This window comes from Actinomycetota bacterium, assembly GCA_019347575.1.
GTDB lineage: Bacteria > Actinomycetota > Nitriliruptoria > Nitriliruptorales > Nitriliruptoraceae > JAHWKY01.
In genome coordinates, this window is the sequence record JAHWKY010000002.1 from 197,662 (window position 1) to 216,316 (window position 18,655).

General features: G+C 70.6%; 15 protein-coding genes. 5 read left to right on the forward strand and 10 right to left on the reverse strand.

All coding sequences use genetic code 11. The features are described from left to right. The first annotated feature begins 14 nt into the window (after positions 1–14). The 4 genes from KY469_02170 to KY469_02185 all read left to right on the forward strand — a co-directional run bounded on the left by KY469_02170 (position 15) and on the right by KY469_02185 (position 3,895). The gene (locus KY469_02170; GenBank protein ID MBW3661878.1) at positions 15–419 is read left to right on the forward strand and encodes a hypothetical protein; all 405 of its coding nucleotides are present in this window, start codon (positions 15–17) and stop codon (positions 417–419) included. Next, positions 329–2,131, forward strand: a complete 1,803-nt coding sequence (locus KY469_02175; protein MBW3661879.1) for a cell wall-binding repeat-containing protein — start codon at positions 329–331, stop codon at positions 2,129–2,131. The genes KY469_02170 and KY469_02175 overlap by 91 nt, the downstream gene beginning before the upstream one ends. Next, positions 2,103–2,756 carry a hypothetical protein gene (locus tag KY469_02180; GenBank protein MBW3661880.1) on the forward strand — a complete coding sequence of 218 codons (654 nt, stop codon included), beginning with the start codon at positions 2,103–2,105 and terminating at the stop codon, positions 2,754–2,756. Before KY469_02175 ends, KY469_02180 begins: the two co-directional genes overlap by 29 nt. An 881-nt stretch (positions 2,757–3,637) precedes the next feature. Then, on the forward strand, positions 3,638–3,895 hold the full coding sequence (locus tag KY469_02185) for a hypothetical protein (protein MBW3661881.1): 258 nt from the start codon (positions 3,638–3,640) through the stop codon (positions 3,893–3,895). An 83-nt stretch (positions 3,896–3,978) separates the two neighbouring features. On the opposite strand, the gene KY469_02190 is transcribed toward KY469_02185, so the two are convergent. The 8 genes from KY469_02190 to dapB all read right to left on the reverse strand — a co-directional run bounded on the left by KY469_02190 (position 3,979) and on the right by dapB (position 13,342). Continuing rightward, the gene (locus KY469_02190) at positions 3,979–4,422 is read right to left on the reverse strand and encodes an HNH endonuclease (protein ID MBW3661882.1); all 444 of its coding nucleotides are present in this window, start codon (positions 4,420–4,422) and stop codon (positions 3,979–3,981) included. A gap of 74 nt (positions 4,423–4,496) precedes the next feature. Beyond that, the gene (locus KY469_02195; GenBank protein ID MBW3661883.1) at positions 4,497–5,489 is read right to left on the reverse strand and encodes a DUF222 domain-containing protein; all 993 of its coding nucleotides are present in this window, start codon (positions 5,487–5,489) and stop codon (positions 4,497–4,499) included. Positions 5,490–5,582: 93 nt separating this feature from the next. Continuing rightward, entirely contained in the window at positions 5,583–7,184 is a 1,602-nt protein-coding gene (locus tag KY469_02200; GenBank protein ID MBW3661884.1) for an FAD-dependent thymidylate synthase, read from the reverse strand. A gap of 63 nt (positions 7,185–7,247) precedes the next feature. Further along, positions 7,248–8,021, reverse strand: coding sequence for an SDR family oxidoreductase (locus KY469_02205; GenBank protein MBW3661885.1), 774 nt, complete (start codon positions 8,019–8,021; stop codon positions 7,248–7,250). A gap of 29 nt (positions 8,022–8,050) precedes the next feature. Beyond that, complete coding sequence (locus KY469_02210; GenBank protein ID MBW3661886.1) at positions 8,051–9,964, reverse strand: ABC transporter ATP-binding protein/permease; 1,914 nt, start codon at positions 9,962–9,964, stop codon at positions 8,051–8,053. After that, positions 9,964–10,794, reverse strand: a complete 831-nt coding sequence (locus KY469_02215) for a diguanylate cyclase (protein ID MBW3661887.1) — start codon at positions 10,792–10,794, stop codon at positions 9,964–9,966. Before KY469_02215 ends, KY469_02210 begins: the two co-directional genes overlap by 1 nt. 2 nt (positions 10,795–10,796) lie before the next feature. Next, positions 10,797–12,491, reverse strand: coding sequence for a hypothetical protein (locus KY469_02220; GenBank protein MBW3661888.1), 1,695 nt, complete (start codon positions 12,489–12,491; stop codon positions 10,797–10,799). Positions 12,492–12,580: 89 nt separating this feature from the next. Beyond that, entirely contained in the window at positions 12,581–13,342 is a 762-nt protein-coding gene (gene dapB / locus KY469_02225; GenBank protein MBW3661889.1) for a 4-hydroxy-tetrahydrodipicolinate reductase, read from the reverse strand. Positions 13,343–13,411: 69 nt separating this feature from the next. Between dapB and KY469_02230 the strand changes: the two genes are divergently transcribed. Beyond that, positions 13,412–14,719 (forward strand): hypothetical protein, encoded by a 1,308-nt coding sequence (locus tag KY469_02230; GenBank protein ID MBW3661890.1) that lies wholly within the window; start codon positions 13,412–13,414, stop codon positions 14,717–14,719. A 32-nt stretch (positions 14,720–14,751) separates the two neighbouring features. On the opposite strand, the gene KY469_02235 is transcribed toward KY469_02230, so the two are convergent. Then, positions 14,752–16,017, reverse strand: a complete 1,266-nt coding sequence (locus tag KY469_02235) for an insulinase family protein (GenBank protein ID MBW3661891.1) — start codon at positions 16,015–16,017, stop codon at positions 14,752–14,754. Between the two features lie 3 nt (positions 16,018–16,020). Further along, positions 16,021–18,429 carry a polyribonucleotide nucleotidyltransferase gene (locus KY469_02240; GenBank protein ID MBW3661892.1) on the reverse strand — a complete coding sequence of 803 codons (2,409 nt, stop codon included), beginning with the start codon at positions 18,427–18,429 and terminating at the stop codon, positions 16,021–16,023. Positions 18,430–18,655 lie beyond the last annotated feature (226 nt).

Below are 18,655 nucleotides of genomic sequence, written 5' to 3' on the forward strand. Positions count from 1 at the left end.
ACGTAGGGATGTCGATGCACCACTCCGGCCTCGACCTCGGCGGCGCCAACAACAACCGCGAGATCCACCCCGACCTCGCCAACCCGCTCCGCACCGACGAGTTCGACTGCGTCACCTCCGGATCGAGCTGCGCCCAGACCGCCACGCCGTTCAACCCCTGGCTGAACCACGCGACCAGCGTCGCCGGGGTCGCTGCCGCCACCACCAACAACCGTGCCGCGTACCCCGACGCGCAGGGTGGGATGGCATCGGTCGGCTACGACACCGACTACATCTCCTACCGCGTCCTGGAGCCCGAACAACGGCCCGACGGCACCTTCGCCGACCCGTGCCGGTCACGGCAGAACGGCGGGTTCTGCTTGCACCCGAGGCCATCCGGGGCGCCGCCGCCCGTGCTGGCAGCGCCAACGTGGGCGTGATCAACCTCAGCCTGCAGTTCACCAACAACTTCAACAACCTCCAGGGCGGCGAAGACCCCGACGGCTGGCCCGACCAGTGGCAGCTCGCCGTCAACGCTGCCGGGCGACGGGGCGTCTCGGTGGTCGGCATCGCCGGCAACGTCCGCGCTCCTGGCGGACCTCGGAATGACAGGTGCCAATTCGCCACCGGCACCGAGCTGTTCCCTGGTGCCGCGCACGGGGCCGTGACCGTCGGCGGCACCGACATCGACAATCACCTCTCCCAGGTGGCCGAGTTCCACGGCTGCATGTCCAACCAGGGGCAGTGGTTGGACATCGCCGCGGACGCCAACGAGATCATCACGTCGTGGTTCCCCAACGGCGACCACGGTGGCAACACACCGTTCGGGTTCATCAACGATGGCGGCGGCACATCGCTGGCCGCCCCGCAGGTCGCTGCTGCGATCTCGGCGCTGACCAGCAGCAACCCGGCTGCAACCGCCTACACGACCGGGGTCGGTGCGGCGCTGCCGGCGCTGCGGGCGGAGAACCGTGTCCTTGGCACCCTGCGACAGTTCGCAGTCGCTGGGCTCAACGTCGGGGTGGGGTTCCTCGACCTGCGCGCGGCGTTCGAGGACGGCACCGTGCGGCTCGGCGGGATCGATCGCCTCGAGACCAGCGTCAGGATCGCCCGCGAGGTCTTCCCCGGCGACAGCACACCGAGCGCGCTGGATCAGTGGCTGCCGACCGCGGTGGTGCTCGCTCGGGGCCGGGGCCTGACGGAAGATGACGGCTTCGCGGACTCGCTCGCCCCCTCCGGTTTCGCTGCGGTTCGCGACGCGCCGGTGCTGCTGGTCGAGGAGGACGACATCGACCGGTTCGGCACCCTGGACTCGCCCATCCGCAACGAGATCGACCGGCTCCTGGGGTGCGCGAGTCGGACGATCTACGTCGTGGGAGGAACCGCAGCCGTCAGCAACGACATCCTCACGGCGTTCAACGACTGCAACCGCTACACCATCCGGCGGATCGACGGGGCCACCCGCTACCACACCGCTGCCGCGCTGGCGGACGAGATCATGGCGGCACGCAGCGGCAACATCGAGGTCACCCTGGTGGCCGGTGACCGCTTCCCCGACGCCATGACGATGAGCACCTGGGCCTACGCCAACCGCGCACCGATGCTGATGACCCCCGCCCCGACGGCGACCAACCCCAACCCGGCGCTGCACGCGGAGACGCTCGACTTCCTCCAGCGGCACGCCTCCCGTATCCAGCAGGTCCACATCGCGGGCGGCACCGCCGCGGTCAGCCAGCAAGCCGAGGACCAGGCGGAGACGGCTGTGGGGTCGAGCCGGGTGCTGCGCTGGGACGGGACGGATCGCTACGACACCGCCCAGGTCGCGGCCCAGCCCAGCACCCTGTACAGCAACCCGACCGGCGCGGTCGTCGCGACCGGGATGAACTGGCCCGACGGGATCGCAGGAGGGTCGCTGGGCAACGTCGGCCGCGAGTACGACGGCTGCACCAGCACCAAGCTGGCTGGGCGCCGCTGCGGCTGGCCGCTGCTGCTGACTCGCAGCGGGGCGAACGTGGTGCTGGAGGACGACGCTGCCCAGGCGGTGGGGTTCTGGGGCAGCATCTTCCGCGCCTACCTGCTCGGCCGGGAGGGCGCGGTCGGCTTCCGAGCACAGGAGGACCTGGATGGGCTGCTCGCACCACGCCGCCCGTAAAACCGTCATTGCGGCTCTCGTCACTCTGATGGCGATCATGGCCGCTGCGTCCCCCGTCCAGGCGGACCCCGTCCCGGTCGAGCTGCAGACCCTTCTCAGCCAGGAATGGAGCATCTTCATCGCCCTGGGGAGCACCGACCTGCCCGAGATCGCGCTGAACGAACAACAATGGGATGAGACTTGGGAGAACCTGGGCTTCACGCGGGTGGTCGCCTCGCAGATTCCGCTGCAGACGCAGCCGGAGGTCGACTTCGACACGTTCTTCGTCGTCGGCACAACCAGCGACACTTGCGGAGCCCCGCAGCCCGCCACAGCGGCACTCGATGACCGGGTGCTGACGGTGACCGTCCCCAGCGTGGGCCCTGAGTGGGGTTGTCCGGCGACCGGGACCATCGTTAACGCTGCATACGCGATCCGACGCGATGCGGTCCCCCCCGGTGAGATCACCGTGCGGCTGGTCATCACCGGTCTCTCGGAGCACGCCAAGACGGTCACGGTTCGCCGCCCCGGCATAGACGGAGGCGAGCTGCCCCGGACCGGTGCCGATCCGCTGGCTGTGACGGCCGTGGCGGTAGTCATGCTGATGGCCGGTGCCGCGACGCTCATCCGCACTCGCCGAACGTGAACTCTCCGAGGACGTCGGGCTCCCTTCCTCCGTCATGCAGGTTCGGGCCGCTGCGACACCGCCCAGGTCGCGGCCCAGTCGAGCATCCTGTACGGCAACCCGACCGGGGTGGTCGTGGCGACCGGGATGAACTGGCCCGACGGGATCGCCGAGGGTCGCTTGGCAAGGTCGGTCGCGAGTACGACGGCTGCTCAGGCACAAGGCAGACCGGGCACCGCTGTGGCTGGCCGCTGCTGCTGACCCGCAGCGGCGCAACGTGGTGCTGGAGGAGCGGCCCTTCGCGACCACCTACAGACCAGGGTGCCGCCCGAAGGAGAACGTGATTCCTGACGAGCTGCGTGAGCAACTCGAGCGAGCCGCGAGCACCGATCTCACGATGCCCGACTTCGACGCCATGGCCCGCCGCGGCCGGCGAGTTCAACGTCGCCGAACGATCGTGGCAGCCATCGGCGGGACAGGCGCACTCGTGTTCGTGGCCGCCGTGGCTCTCGCGATCGGTTCGGCCCCGTCTCCGGACGTCGTGATCCAACCGGGCCCGGCCGCCTCGGTTCCATCCTCGCCGACATCTGCATGCGTCCGGTGGACGGAGGCGCAGAGGCCTCAACCAACTGTGGATACCGACTGGCTAGCCAACGACCTGGCAGAGCTGCAAAGTGGGTCACGTCGCGGCGGCCCTCGCGGCGACCCCGGGCCTGTACGAGGGCTTCACGACTACGAGGCACGTTCGATCGTGCACCTCGTCGACACCACCGTGCTGTCCCTGGAGCGAGCACGCGCCATCATCGACGAAGCCGTCCGGACGAGACCCGTCCGTCGACGACCTACCGACGAACCGGGCTGATGCCGCCGAACCCGTACCCCTCTCCATCGAGGTCGCACCCATGTGCGTGCCAGCCCAGATCTTGTACGACACTCGGGACGAGGTCGAAGCCCTCCTGATCGAGGAGGGGAGGATCGCCGACCCAGGGGACCTCGGCCCGCGCATCATCACGGCGCAACTCGCCCGCGGCGTCGTCGTCGTCCCCAGCGATATCGGGGACCCACTCCAGCAACAGCTGCACGAGCGCTACGGAGAACTCGTCGTCATCGAGCCCCCGATGTTCGTAGGCGAAGTCTCGCCTGAACTGACCCACAGCTGACGCGTCACGGACGCAGCGCGGCCTACCGGCACCCCCAGGCATGGGTGTGGGCCCCACCGCGGTGGGGCTCACGGGGCGGGGCGTCAGATGCCCGGGTCCTTGCCCTCGCTGGGACGTCGGTTGGGTCGGGTCAGCCCCCGGGTCGCGGGTGGGATGGAGATCCGCATCCCGGACCGGTCGTGGTCCCAGTAGCGGTTGCCGTCGGGCTGCATCGGGGACAGCTTCCAGCCGCCCCGGTCCTTGCGGGTGTGCCCTGAACGGCACAGCGGCCCGAGGTTGTCCAGGTCGGTGGTTCCGGCGGGTCGGTCAGATCCGCCGGGGTCCCAGGGGATGGCGTGGTCGAGGTCGCAGCCACGGGCGGATCTTCGGCAGTTGGGTTCGAGGCACTCGGGGTGCAGGGCGAGGGAGGCCTCGCGGAGCCAGTCGGGCGGGATGCGGGTCTTGCGGCCCACCCCCACTGCGCGGCCAGTGTCCTCGGTGACGATCAGCCGCAGGGACGCACCTCCTTCGTCGATGAGGCGTCGCAACGCGGCGTTGGTGACGCGGATCCGCCCTCCGGTCAGCGTGGTGAGCAGCTCGCCGGGGCCGTGGGTGAGCCCGATCAGGTCGTTGAGCGTCGTGGTCGCGAGGACGAGCGGCTGGGCCGGCTTGACAGTGCACGCGGACCCGCCACCGCCATCTCCGTCGCGCCCGCCGCTACCGCCACCATCACGGTCACCGTCGCTGTCGTCGTCGCCGTCGTGCCGCTCGTCGTGGTCGTCGGCTGCGTCGTCGCTGTCGCTGCAACCGCCGTGACCGGCGAGGGACTCGCGGAAGATGTCCACCAGCGCATCGCCCCGTGAGCGGGAGATCGCGTCGCGGTTGCTGGCGCGTGCGGACGGGTCGGGCTGGTTAGCCGGGTCGGCTTCGAGTCCCTCGGGGCGGCCCATGCGGGTGGCGAAGGCTTGGTCGGCGATGGCGAAACCCAGCCCGTCCAGGTCGGCGTACAGCTTGCCGCCGGTGCCGTCCAGGCGCGGCTGCATGTGAGCCCGGTTGACGACCCCGTCTGGATCGACATCGGAGGTCTCCAGCCGGGACGCGACGAGCTCCCCGGCGAACAGCACGACCCGCCAGGTGATCTCGTCCGGTCGTCGCTGCGAGCGGCGGCCAGGTCGTCGACCAGCGCGTCGTCGAGCACGCCCCGCTCGGCCTGACGCAACCGGGAGGCGGCGTCGACGATCGCGCGGGTCTGGCTCCACGACAGCTGCCCGGAGCGGAACGCGGTGAACGTGGCCGGCATGTCCACCAGGGTGGTGGCGGCCTTGAGCAGCATCCGCCGGTCCGCGCGGGTGGCGTGCCCGAGCTGGCTGAGCCACAGCTCCAACGGCACCCCGGTCGCGGCTTCGACATCCCCCGACGCCAGCATCCGAGAGATCAGCTCCACCGCCCGCGCGATGATCCGCGACTCCGCCTCCAGGATGTCGAGCACCTCACGAAGCTCGGGGACGGTGGCGGCGTCGTCGGGCAGCTCGAGCGCCACGGCAGGCGGCGCGAGGGGGACGACGAAGGGCTGGTCGTCGGGGCCGAGGCTGTCGGGGCGGGGGTGCGAACTCATAGCCCGAACGTACCCTCGGCGTGTGACACGTCGAGACCCGATCCACCGATGTGTGGAGAACTGGGGACAACCCCGGCGACAACCTCTACAGGGTCAGGTCTGCCTGCGGCGTTGCTCGGCGCGGCGTTCGGACTCGAGGCGTTCGAGCTCAGCGGCGCCGTGGTCGACGTGGGCCATCGCGTCGGCGATCGCGGTGTGGCCGGCCTGCTCCGCGATGAGGCGGTGCATCTGCTGCGCGATCGCGCGGTACTGGGGATGGCCTTGCGGCGTCGACCGCAGCTCGATGAGGTGCATCGCTGCTCGCGCGTTGAGCTGCATGACGTAGCGGACGCGGTAGGCGAAGCACACCGCGTACTGCGCCTGGATGGGGTGGTCGGGGACGAGCTGGGCGTGCAACTCGGCGGAGCGCTCCTGGGCCTGGTGGAACGCTGCCGCGACGCCAGCGTCGTCGAGTTCTTCCGGCGCGTCGTAGCCGTGCCGCGTGGTGAGGTCCTGCCACTCGATGGTGAGCATCCGGTGACGCTGCAGGTCGCGGAAGCCGCCGTAGTCGCCGAGGACGTCGAAGCGGTACCAGACCCGCTCGAACGCACGACCGGGACGGTGGCGGCGGTTGCCGCGCTCGCCGACGTAGGTGCGGATGAGCCGCAGGCGATCCTCACGTGCGAGCTGGGCGACACGGTCGCGCAGCTGCACCTCGGGCAGCTCGGTGGCGGCGTACAGGATCGCGGCGCACAGCTCGCGTTCGGCCTCGTCGGGGTCGCGTGGCGACCAGTCCACCAGCGTCACGAGGTCGGCCGGGTCCGGCTTCTCGTCACCGATGAGCTCGGCGGCCAGCGCCCGCGTCTCGTCTCGTCGGCTGCGGAGGTAGTGGGACCACACCACGCCCCGGTCGTCGCGGTCGACCCGGGTCAGGAAGCTGGGGATGATCCGGCGCAGCTCCTGCAGCAGCAGCGCGGCGACGTCGCGCGCCTCGGCCAGCTCGAGCGAGCGCAGCCGGAGCAGGAGGGCCTCGTAGCTCTGCCCGACGGCGAACATCCCGAGGTTGGAGGTCGTGGCGGCGGGCAGCATCCCCCGGATGAGGTCGAGCGCCTTCGCCTTGGTCGCAGCGCGGTAGACGAAGTCGGAGGTGGTCTCGTCCTGGAGGTAGGTGGCGCGCACCCACTCGAGCGTCGGTGCGTAGGCGGCCGCGTACGCGTCGAAGATCGCGTCGAGCGCCGTCGTGTACGCCTCGGCGTGCGGCCCCGCGAGGATGTCGGGGTCGCGGTAGTAGCGGTAGCGGCCGTCGCGCTTGTCGGTGTAGGGGATGTAGCGCGTGGACTGCTCGAGGTAGGCGGCGAGGCGGTGCCACTCGATGTGCTTGGTCAGCAGGTTCGACACGCCCTCGATGGCGACGTGCGCCCCGCCGAGCTGGGCCACCGAGTCATCCCCGTACTCGCTGAACACGCGCTGGTAGAGGCCCTCGGCGCGTTCGATGCCGACCTCGGCGGCGGTGTGGGAGCTGCTCAGCTCCGACAGGTCGCCGGCGAACTCGTCCAGGAACAGCCGACGAAGCGAGCCTCCGTACCGCGAGTACCGGGCGAACAGAGCGCCCTTGACCACCTCCGGCAGGTTGACCAGCCCGAAGACCGGCTCGTCAAGGTTGGTGAAGAAGCGCGCGAGGACCGCGCGTTCCTCCTCGGTGAAGCTCGTCGTCACAGCATCCCTCAAGGGCAGGATCGGTCGAGGGTAGCGACGGCCCTCCGGGACCCGACGGACCGCTCACAGGCCCTGGATGACACCTCCGTCGACCGCCCACGCCGCCCCGGTCACGTAGGACGCAGCGGGTGACAGCAGGAAGGCGGCGACCCGGCCGAGCTCGAGTGGGTCGCCGAGTCGACGCAGCGGGATGCCCGCCTCGGCGTCGGCGCGGATCTCCTCGACCGAGCGACTCTCACGTTCGGCACGCTCCGCGTCGAGTTGCGCGACGCGCTCGGTCGCGAACCGGCCAGGTAGGACGACGTTGATGCGGATCCCCTGCGGTGCGAGCTCGGTGGCGAGGGTCTTGACGTAGCCCCAGACGGCGGGGCGGGCCACGTTGCTCGAAGCGAGGCCGGCGATGGGCTGCACGCTCGACGACGAGGTGAGCACGGCGATCGCCCCACCATCCTCGAGTGCCGCGGCGACCTCACGGACGAGGCGGATGGGGCCCACCGTGGCCAGCTCCAGCGATCGACCAAGGCGGTCGTCGTCGAGCTCGGACGCGGGTCCGGCGGGAGGTCCGCCGTGGCTGACGAACGCCCCGTCGAGGCGACCGAACGCCGCACGGGCACGCTCGATCAGACGCCCCGGCGTCCGAGCGTCGGTCACGTCCGCGGCGAGGCCGGTCACCCGTCCACCACCCAGACGCTCGACCGCGTCACCGACCTTCGCGGGATCTCGTGACGAAACGAGGACCTGAGCGCCCTCCTCGACCAGTGCGCGCGCCGTCGCGAACCCCAGCCCGCTCGTGCCGCCGGTCACGATGAACGCGCGATCGGTCAGGTCCAGGTCCACCGACAACCTCCTCTACAACAGCACGCACCTCAGGCTTGGCCACCTGCGGCGAGGTCGGCAGCCGTCTCGACGTCCCCCTCGATGACCTGCAGGTGCGGCTGGCTGAACTGGATGCGGTGCAGTTCGGCGTACAGCCCGCCTGCCTCGATGAGTTCGCCGTGGGTGCCGCGCTCGACGACCTCGCCGCGATCGAGCACGAGCAGCTGATCGGCGTTGACGACGGTGGAGAGCCGGTGCGCGATCACGATCGACGAGCGTCCGGCGAGGGCTTCGCCGAGGGCCTGCTGGATCAGCCGCTCGGACTCCGAGTCGAGGTGCGCGGTGGCCTCGTCGAGGACGGCGATCGCGGGGTCCTGCAACAGCAGGCGGGCGATGGCCAGTCGCTGCTTCTCACCCCCGCTGAAGCGGTAGCCGCGCTCACCGACGAGCGTGTCGTACCCATCGGGGAGCGAGGCGATGAGGTCGTGGATGCGTGCCGCCTTCGCTGCCTCGATCAGGTCGCGCTCGCTGGCATCGGGGTTGGCGTACAGCAGGTTGTCGCGCACGGTGTCGTGGAACAGGTGGGTGTCCTGGACCACCATGCCGACCGCCTTGCCGAGATCGTCGAGCGACAGCTCGCGCACGTCGTGGCCGTCGACACGGACCGCGCCCTCGACCACGTCGTAGAGGCGGGGCACCAGCATGGTGACCGTGGTCTTGCCGGCGCCGGAAGGACCGACGAGGGCCACGGTCTCGCCCCGGTCGACGGTGAAGGACACGTCGCGGAGGACCCAGTCGGACTCACGGTCCGACTCCTCGACCGGCAGCTCGCCCCGCAGCGATGGCAGGGTCACGTCGACCGCGCGCGGGTAGCGGAACCAGACGCGGTCGAACTCGACATGACCGCGGGGTCGTTCCAGGCGGACGGGCGCGGCGGGCTCAGCCACCGCCGGCTGGAAGTCGAGCACCTCGAACACGCGCTGGAACGACACGAGCGCCTTGGCCAGGTCGACACGCGCGTTGGCGAGCATCGTCAACGGGGCGTAGAGCTGGGTGAGGTAGGCGGCGAAGGCGACCAACGTGCCGATGGTCACCGTCTCGCTGATCACGAGGCGTCCACCCACCCAGTAGACGAGGCCGATGCCCACCGTCGCCACGAGCGAGAACCCGACGTGGAAGATCCGGCTGGTCAACGCCGTGTCCACGCCGAGTTCACGGACACGTCCCGCACGCGCCCCGAAGGCCTCACGTTCGCGATCGGAACGGCCGAGCAGCTTGACGAGGAGCGCCCCGCCCACCTGGAATCGCTCGGTCATCTGCGTGCTCATGGCGGCGTTCGCGTCGGCGACGGCCGTTATCAATCGGTGCAGGCGTCCGCGCATACGGCGGGTGACGATGATGAACAGCGGGGCGATCGACAGCGACAGCAGGGTCAGGCGCCAGTCGAGCAAAAACATCGCCCCGAGCGTCACGACGACTCCGAGGATGGTGCTCGCCACGGACGCGATGGTCTCGGTGAAGACGCGGTAGCCGCCCTGCAGGTCCTCGGTGAGCCGGCTGGTCAGCGCGCCGGTCTGGGTGCGGGTGAAGAACGCGAACGGCAGCCGCTGGATGTGCTCGAACAGCGTCACTCGCAGGTCGTAGACCACCGCCTCGCCGAGCGTCGCCGACAGCCACCGCGCGACGACCCCGGTGGCCGCGGTCGCGACCGCGACGACGATGACGCCCAGCGACAGCACCGTGAGCAAGCCCAGGCGCCGGTCAGCGATCGCGGTGTCGATGATGGAGCGGTACAGCAGGGGCGGGATCGCGCCGAGCACGGCCGAGACGGCGACGACCGCGAACAGGCCCACGAACCTGCGCCGGTGCGGTCGTGCGAACGTCCACACGCGTGCCGCGACGTCACGCGACAGACGCGCATCATCGTCCTGCGCAGGCTCTCCCCTCGCACGCCAGGTGCTCATCACAGGTCGCCGTAGTGGCGGATCTGGTCTCCTCCGCGGAGGCTGGCGGCACCGGTGGCGTCGTCCGCAGCGATGACGAGCTGGTCAGCTGTCCCGGCGTCGCCGGGGAACGCCGCCAACCCCACGCTGAGGACGAGGTCGTCAGGCAGCTCGCGCACCGCGGTGCGGAGACGCTCGGCGACGACCTCGGCGCCGTGGCCGGCGGTCTCGGGCAGGATCGCCGCGAAGCGAGCCAGCCCCGTCCTCGCGGCGATGTCGGTGGGCCGGATGCTCGCCTCGAGTTGTGCGGCAACGGCCCGTGCCTCCGCCGTGGTCAGGGACTCCCGTCCCTCGACGCTCGCCACGAGCAACGTGAGCGTGCGGGCGTGCCGCCGTGATCGGGCGACCTCGTTCTCCAGGCGCTGACGGAACTCGCGCACCGCGTACAGGCCGGTGTCGGCGTCCCGTAGCGACAGCTCCTCGACCAGTTCGCGTTGCTCGTTGACGCGTGCCACGGCCCCTGCGAGCGATCGCGCCAGCGCGCCGACCTCGTCGGGTCGGTCGAGCACGTCGGGCGGCATCGCGTCCGGATCGGCGTGGGCGAGGACCGAGCGCAGACGGGCCAGGGGTCGCGCCACACCGCGGTACAGCGCGACCGCCCCGACGACGACCACGAGCAGACAGCTCGCGGTCGCGACCAGCACGAGCAGGGAGGCCGTGCGGTCATCGGCGCCCGCCGTCACGAGCGCGACCGCCGCTCCGACGACGACCGCAGCCAGCGGGGCGCTCGCCACGACCGCGACGGTCGTGATGCGCCCGGACAGGCCGCGCAGGTCGCTGCCCTGGTCCACGTTCAGCTCTCGCCACCTCCCCGTGTGGACGCGGTGTCGGGGGCTGCGACCCCGTCGGCCGACCCACCCGACGGATCCGACTCCGCAGCGCCAGGATCGGATACCGGATCCGGTGCGACGTCGGGCGCTGGTGGCGCGACCTCGCCGGCTCCCTCGGGGAGCCGCCTCGCGGTCTCGCCGCGCGCCCACGCCACCGCCTTCTGGTGGCGATCGTCGGGGGTGATGCCGGCGGCGACCATACGGTCGTAGAGGGACTGGGTCTCGTCGGCCTTGCCCTTCTGTGCGAACGCCCACATGAGCTCGCGGTAGGTGGGCTCGTCGATCGACACCCCGGCGGTCGCCAGGCGCTCGAGCACCTCCTTGGCGTCGTCGAGGCGCTTCGCCGCGGCGAGGCCGTTGACGATCGCCGACGACTGCGCCGCTGGGGGGTCGATGCGACGGGCCAGGAGCCGATCGACCAGCGCGACCGCATCATCGTGGCGCTTCGCGCGAGCCAGTGCGCCCAGCAGCGCGACGTAGTCGCCTGCGTGCGTCGGCTCGGAGTTCGTGGGCAGCCGATCGAGGAGCGCGATGGCATCGTCCAGGCGCCGCTGCTTGACGAGCCCGTCGACAACCTCGCGCACCTGGCGCCGGTCCGGTGGGACGTGCGCCTGACGGGCCGTGTCGAGGACCCGGATGGCGTCGTCCACGCGATCGGCCCGCACGAACCCGCTGATGATGCTCGACACCTTCGCCGGGTGGGGCTGGATGCCCAGCAGCAGCATCCAGTCGAACGCGCCCCACGCCCGGTCGAGCTGGCCGGCCGAGACCGACAGGTCGAGGAGACGCTCGAGGTTGGCGACCGTGGGCACGCCTCCGCCGTCCGCCAGATCCTCGGCGAGCCTCCACGCACCGTCGGTGTCGCCGACCTGTAGGCGTGCCTGCAGGAGCGCGTTGTGGTGGAGGCTGTTGGGATGGACCCCTGCCTGGCGTAGCCGGTCGTAGCTCGCCTGTGCGTCCTTGACCCGGCCGCTCCCGGCGTAGCTGAGCAGCAACTCGGTCTCGACGTGCGGATCGAAGTCGACTCCGGCCTTCTCGGAGAGGTCGAGCAGCTCCCGTGCACGGTCGGGGTGGCCCGACCGCGCCATCATGGTCACGAGGTCGCTGACTCGGGCTGGGTTCGGTGGCGCCCCGACGTCGATCATCGTCTGCACCAGCGAGATGGAGTCGTTGATGGCGCGACGCTGGATGCAGTCCTCGAGCAGGGCGTTGTACTCCGACGGGTGCGCCGCCGTCCCCTCGTGGGCCAGCCAGCGGACGAGCACCCGCGCCCTGTCGTAGCGACGTGCCGACAACGCGAGTCCGAGCAGATCCGAGATCGCTCGTTCGCTGGGGCGGGTGCGACTCTCGAGCAGCACGTCGAGCGCTTCGAGCGCATCCCGGGTGCGCCCGGAGCGGGCGTACCCGAGCGCGATCTGGGCGAACGCATCGGTATCGGGCTCGAAGCCCTCAGCACGCATCTGTTCGAGGACCTGCTGCGCGCCGGTGAGGTCGCGTGACTTGGTGTACACGCCGAGCAGGAGCTGGTAGTGCTCCGCGTCGGGCTCGACGCCGGAGTCGCGCATGCGATCGAACACGGCCTGCGACATCCGCGGATCGCCGGCGCCGACGTAGCGGCGCAGCGCCTCGGTGTAGCGGGCCTCATCGGTGGTGGTCACGGGTGGCCCCAGTGGGTGGACGGACACACGGAAGCTACCGTGCCACCCGACCTCCCCGTGGGCGCCCGCCAGCGACCTGTCGACGCTTACTACAGCCCGAGCAGTGCTTCGAGGCCGACCGTGAGGCCAGGCCGGTCCCGGACGCGGCGCACGGCCAGCAGCACACCGGGCATGAACGACGTTCGGTCGGTGCTGTCGTGCCGGATGCTCAGCGTCTGCCCCTCGCCACCGAACAGCACCTCCTGATGTGCCACCAGGCCCGGGAGCCGCACGCTGTGGACGCGGATGCCGTGGCGTTCCCCTCCCCGCGCACCCGGGAGCACCTCGCCCATGACCGTCGCCGGTGCCTGCTCCCGCGCGTCCGCGATCAGGTCCGCGGTCCGCACGGCGGTCCCTGAGGGCGCGTCGGCCTTGCGGTCGTGGTGGAGCTCGATGATCTCGACGTGCGGCAGATGAGGTGCGGCGAGGCGTGCGAAGTGCATCATCAGCACCGCGCCGATCGCGAAGTTGGGGGCGATGAAGGCGTTGGCCGTGCCCTGCGACGCCAGATCGGCGATGCGGTCGAGGCCATCCTCGGGTAGGCCCGTGGTGCCGACCACGACGTGGATGCCGTTCTGTAGGCACCACACGACGTTGTCGAGCACCGCGTCGGGGTGGGTGAAATCGACGGCGATCTCGACCCCGGCACCGGTGAGCGACGCCCGGTCGGAGGTGACGACCACGCCGTGCAGCGTCTCGCCCGCTCCCCCGGGGTCGAGCGCCGCGACCAGGTCGAGATCGGTCGCATCCGCGATGGCGGCGCAGACCGTGCGCCCCATCCGACCCGCAGCTCCGAGGACACCGACCCGCAGCGCCACATCCCGCCTCTCCCTCGACGCAATCACGCTACCCGGAAGGGCCGGCGTCGTAGGCTCCCGTCGGTGGACGACGTTCTGCACGATGACGACGATGTACGGGCGTGGCTGGCCGCGCACGTGTACGCGCCCCGTCCGTCGAACCCGGTCGTGGGTCAGGTCGGCCTCGAGCTCGAGCTGTTCCCCTTCTGGCTCGCGCAGGGTCGACGTCCCGCGGCCCGTCTCGCGCTCGTCGAGATCGTCGCGATCGTCGACGACATCCACGGGATCGAGCGCAGCCCCGGGGCCACCGACGCGCGTCCGGCGTGGTTCCTCGACGGGACCCTCGTCACGGAGGAACCGGGGGCGCAGCTCGAGCTCGCGGGGCCACCGCAGCCCGACTGCGCGACCGCGATCGATGACCTCGAGGGCGTCCTCGCCAAGGTCTGGGCGGGGTTCGGGGCGGCGGGAGCGGGCCTGGCCGCGGCCGGACTCGACTGTTGGAGCCGGCCCGAGCAGGTACCGGTCCAGCTCGAGGTCCCCCGCTACGAGGCGATGACCACGTACTTCGGCCGGCGCGGCGGCGAGTACGGCCACCTGTTGATGTGCGCGTCGGCATCGATCCAGGTGAACCTCGACCTCGGTCCGCCCGACCACGCTCGTCGACGCTGGCTGCTGGCGAACCTCGTCGCCCCCGTGCTGACCGCGGCGTTCGCGGCGAGTCCCCGCCCCGGCGCCGTGAACGGTCGGGCGATGGGTTGGCGCAAGCTGGATCCCACGCGCACCGGCGTGCCGCCCCCGCTGGTCGCCGGGAACGACGACCCCCTCGAGCACGCCGTGGCCGACGCGCTCCGTGCCGACGTCATGCTGCTCGAACGCGACGGCCGGTACCTCGCGGGTGAGCCCGGGTGGAGGTTCGGGCGATGGGTCGCCGAGGGCCATCCCCGCTACGGCCACCCGCGCGCCTCCGACCTCTCGCTGCACCTGACGACGCTGTTCCCCGAGGCCCGCCTGCGTGGTTACGTCGAGATCCGCGGGGTGGACGCGCTCCCCGGACGGTGGCTCCCCGCCGCCATCACGCTGGTCACGAGTCTCTTCTACGACGACCGGACCATGGAGGCGGCCCTCGATCGGCTGCGACCCCACCGCGCGCGACTCCCCGAGTTGCTGCAGCGGGCCGCGACACGGGGTCTGGGCGACGAGGACCTGGGACCCCTCGCGCGAGCCGTGCTGGAGGCCGCGCTCGCGGGCGCGGAACGCCTCGCCATCCCCCAGGCCGGCCTCGCAGAGGAGTTCCTGGAGCGCTTCACGCGCCGGGGCCGGCATCCCTCAGACGAGCTGCGTGAGGCCCTCGCCGACGGGCCCGAGGCGGCGTGGCGGTGGGCCAGCGCGTGACGGGTCTGTCCGCGAACCTCGCTCCGGGAGCCTCAGGCGACGTAGTCGGCGAAGCGGTCGGTCTCGTCGGCGGCGAACGGTCCCACCACGGACAGGCAGCGCGGGCGCGCCAGCAGGTCACGTGCGACCGCACGGACCGCGTCGAGATCGATCTCGTCGGTCCGGCGGATGGCCTCGTCCACGGTGATCAGCTCAGCTCCGGTCGAGATCATCTTGCCGAGTCGGTTCATCCGCGACCCGGTGTCCTCGAGACCGAGGACCATCCCTCCCTTGAGGCTGCCCTTGGCCCTCTCGACCTCCGCGACCGTCAGGTCGTCGATCACGCCGTCGAGGGTGTCGACGAGCACCTTGAGCGCCTCGTCGACCCGCCCCGGGGCGGTGCCGAGGTAGGCGCCCCAGGCCCCGCCGTCGGTGTGGGTCTGGGTGTAGCTGTAGGTCGCGTAGGCCAGACCGCGCTCCTCACGGATCTCCTGGAAGAGTCGGCTGCTCATACCTCCGCCGAGGGCCACGTTCAGGACACGCAACGCCCACCGACGGTCGTCGTCCTGCTCGAGGCCACGCCCGCCGAGCACGACGTGCGCCTGCTCGGTCGGACGGGTGCGGACCGTGACCGGTGAGGTGATGTAACGGTCGGGGCGCTGGCGGGTGGAGGCGCGCCCACCTGGGCGGCCCAGATCGCCGAGCATGCCCTCGGCCAGCGCGACCACCGCCTCGTGGTCGACGTTGCCAGCCGCCGCGACCACGAGGTTCTCGGGGCGGTAGTGCGTGAGGAAGTAGTCGTGGATCGTGTCCCGCGACATGCCCGTGATCGACTCGTGGGTCCCCAGCGTCTCGAGGGCCAGCGGGTGGTCGCCGAGCAGCGCGTGTGCGAAGTCGCTGTGTACGAGATCGTCGGGGGAGTCGAAGTGGATGTTGATCTCCTCGAGGACGACCTGCCGCTCGGCCTCGACGTCGTCGGCGGTGTTGGTCGCGTTCACCACCATGTCACCGAGGACGTCAGCAGCGACCGGGAGGTCGCGATCCAGGACACGCGCGTAGAAGCAGGTGTACTCCTTCGAGGTGAAGGCGTTGAGGTCGCCCCCGATGGCGTCGAGCTCCTCGGCGATCTGCCTCGCCGTGCGGCGCTCGGTGCCCTTGAAGAGCAGGTGCTCGAGGAAGTGACTGGCACCGGCTTCGTCCGGTCCCTCGTCACGCGACCCGATCGCGAACCAGAAGCCGAGCGCCACGGAGCGGACGCTCGGCATCGGTTCGGTCGCGACCCGGATGCCCGAGTCGAGTTCGGCGGTCAGGAAGTCCACGCGTCAGTCGCGGGAACGCGTGCGCGTGCGCTTGCGCTCGCGTCGGGCTCCGTCATCGTCGTCCGAACGCCCAGCATCCTTCGCATCGTCGTCGTCCGAGCGCCCAGCATCCTGCGCGTCGTCGTCGCTGGACCGCTCGGCGGCGGGCGTGTCCGGCTGCTGGTCACGGTCGGACCCGGCTGGCTCCTCGCGGTCACCGGCGCCACGGTCGCCCTCGCCTCCCTCGACGAGGTCGAGCTTGAACTTGCGTCCACCGTCGAGGACCTCGAGGACCTCGACCCAGAGCTTGTCACCGACGTTCACGGCTTCCTCGCCGTGGTCGAGGCGCTTGCCCACGATCTTGCTCAGCTTGCTGATGTGGACCAGCCCGTCGATCCCGGGTGTGAGGTTGACGAAGGCCCCGAAGTCGACGGTCTTGACCACTGTCGCGTGGTAGCGCTCCCCAGCCTCGGGGATCGTGGGGTTGGCGATGGCGTTGATGCGCTGCTCCGCAGCCGCCGCGGCCGCGTTGTTGTCGGCGTAGATGCGCACCGTGCCGACCCTGCCGTCGTCGTCGACATCGATCTCGGCGCCGGTCTCCTCGGTGATCTCGCGGATGACCTTGCCCTTCGGACCGATGACCTCGCCGACCTTGTCGCGCGGGATGGTGAGGTTGATGACACGCGGGGCGCCGTCCTTGACTTCGGCGCGGGGCTCGTCGATGGCCCCGAGCATGACCTCGAGGATCTGCATGCGGGCGTCCTTGGCCTGCAACAGCGCCGACCCCAGCACGTCCGACGGGATACCCGTCAGCTTGGTGTCGAGCTGCAGGGCCGTGACGAACTCGGCGGTGCCGGCGACCTTGAAGTCCATGTCGCCGTAGAAGTCCTCGGTGCCCTGGATGTCGGTCAGGGTGGTGAAGGTGTCGCCCTCCTTGATCAGACCCATCGCGATGCCGGCCACCGGAGCGTGGATGGGCACCCCACCGTCCATGAGCGCGAGGGTGGATCCGCAGACGGACGCCATCGAGGTCGAGCCGTTGGACGACGTCACCTCCGACACCAGGCGGATGGTGTAGGGCCAGCTGTCCTCATCCGGGATCACCGGAAGCAGCGCTCGCTCGGCAAGCGCTCCGTGACCGATCTCTCGGCGCTTGGGCGAGCCGATGCGACCGGTCTCTCCCACCGAGAAGGGCGGGAAGTTGTAGTGGTGGAGGTAACGCTTCTCCTCCTCCGGCGACAGCGTGTCCAGCCGCTGGGCGGCGCGCATGGAACCGAGCGCGAGGACCGTCAGGACGTTGGTCTCGCCACGACGGAACCAGCCGCTGCCGTGCGTCCGCGGAAGCAGGTCGATCTCGGCCTCGAGGGAGCGGATGTCGGTCGGGGCGCGACCGTCGATGCGGACGCCCTTCTCCGAGATCATCTTGCGGACGATCTTCTTCTCGACCGACCGGAAGGCCTCCTTCGCCTGCTTGGTCAGCGCCTCGGTGTCGAGGTCCGCAACGCCCTTCTCGACCGCGTGCGCGACGGACTCGTCACGCAACTGGCCGAGCTTCTCGCTGCGCTCATCCTTCGTGAGGCCATGCTGGTCGTAGATGCCGGCGACGCCGTCGTTGGCGAACGCATCGACGACCTCGAAGACCTCGTCGGTGTAGTCGAGGAAGCGCGTGAACTCCGCGGTCTCGCGGACGCCCATCTCGTCGACGAAGGCCTGCTGCGCCTCGCACAGTTGCTTGAGGATCGGCTTGAGGTCCTCGAGCGCCTGCCCGATGACCTCCTCGGTCGGCTTGGTGGCGCCCATCTCGATCATCCGCCACGCGTTCTCGGTGGCGTCGGCTTCGACCATCAGGATGGCGACCTCGCCCCCGTCGGTGACGCGGCCGGCGACGACCATGTTGAACACGGCCTCGTTCTCGAGGGTCTCGTAGTTGGGGAACGCCTCCCAGCTGCCGTCACGCAGCATGGCGTAACGCAGAGCCGCGACGGGCCCGTGGAAGGGCACGCCCGCGAGCATCGTGGAGACGGACGAGGCGTTGATCGCCAGCACGTCGTAGGGGTCGGTCTGGGTCGTCTGCAGGATCGTGTTGACGACCTGGATCTCGTTGCGCAGCCCGTCCTCGAACGTGGGACGTAGCGGTCGGTCGGTGAGACGACAGGTGAGGATCGCGTTCTCGGACGGACGCCCCTCGCGCTTGAAGAAGCCGCCGGGGATCTTGCCCGCCGCGTACATCCGCTCCTCGACATCGATCGTGAGCGGGAAGAAGCCGAGGAACTCCTTGGTTTGAGACGAGGAGGTGGTCGTCGTCAGGATGGTGGTCTCGCCGAGCGACGCGACGACCGCGCCTCCGGCTTGGGCGGCGAGCTTGCCGCCTTCGAAGGTGATGTGCTTGCCGTCGATCTCGACGGAGTGAGTGGTGGTGCCGAGCTTGCCCATACGTGGGTACTCCTGGTCGGAGACCGTCGGGGCGCGCTGTGCCGGTGGACCAGTGGTGGGGGGGGGGGGGGGCCCCCACGGGGGTGGGGACACCCCGGTGGGGGACGGGGGGGGCGGGCCCCTGCGGGGGCAGGGGGGCCGGGGGGGGGGGGACCGCGGCGGACTCGCCGGCCCGTCGCGGGCGCTGCGGGGGGGGGGCGGGGGGGGGGTGGGGAGAGCCCACGGC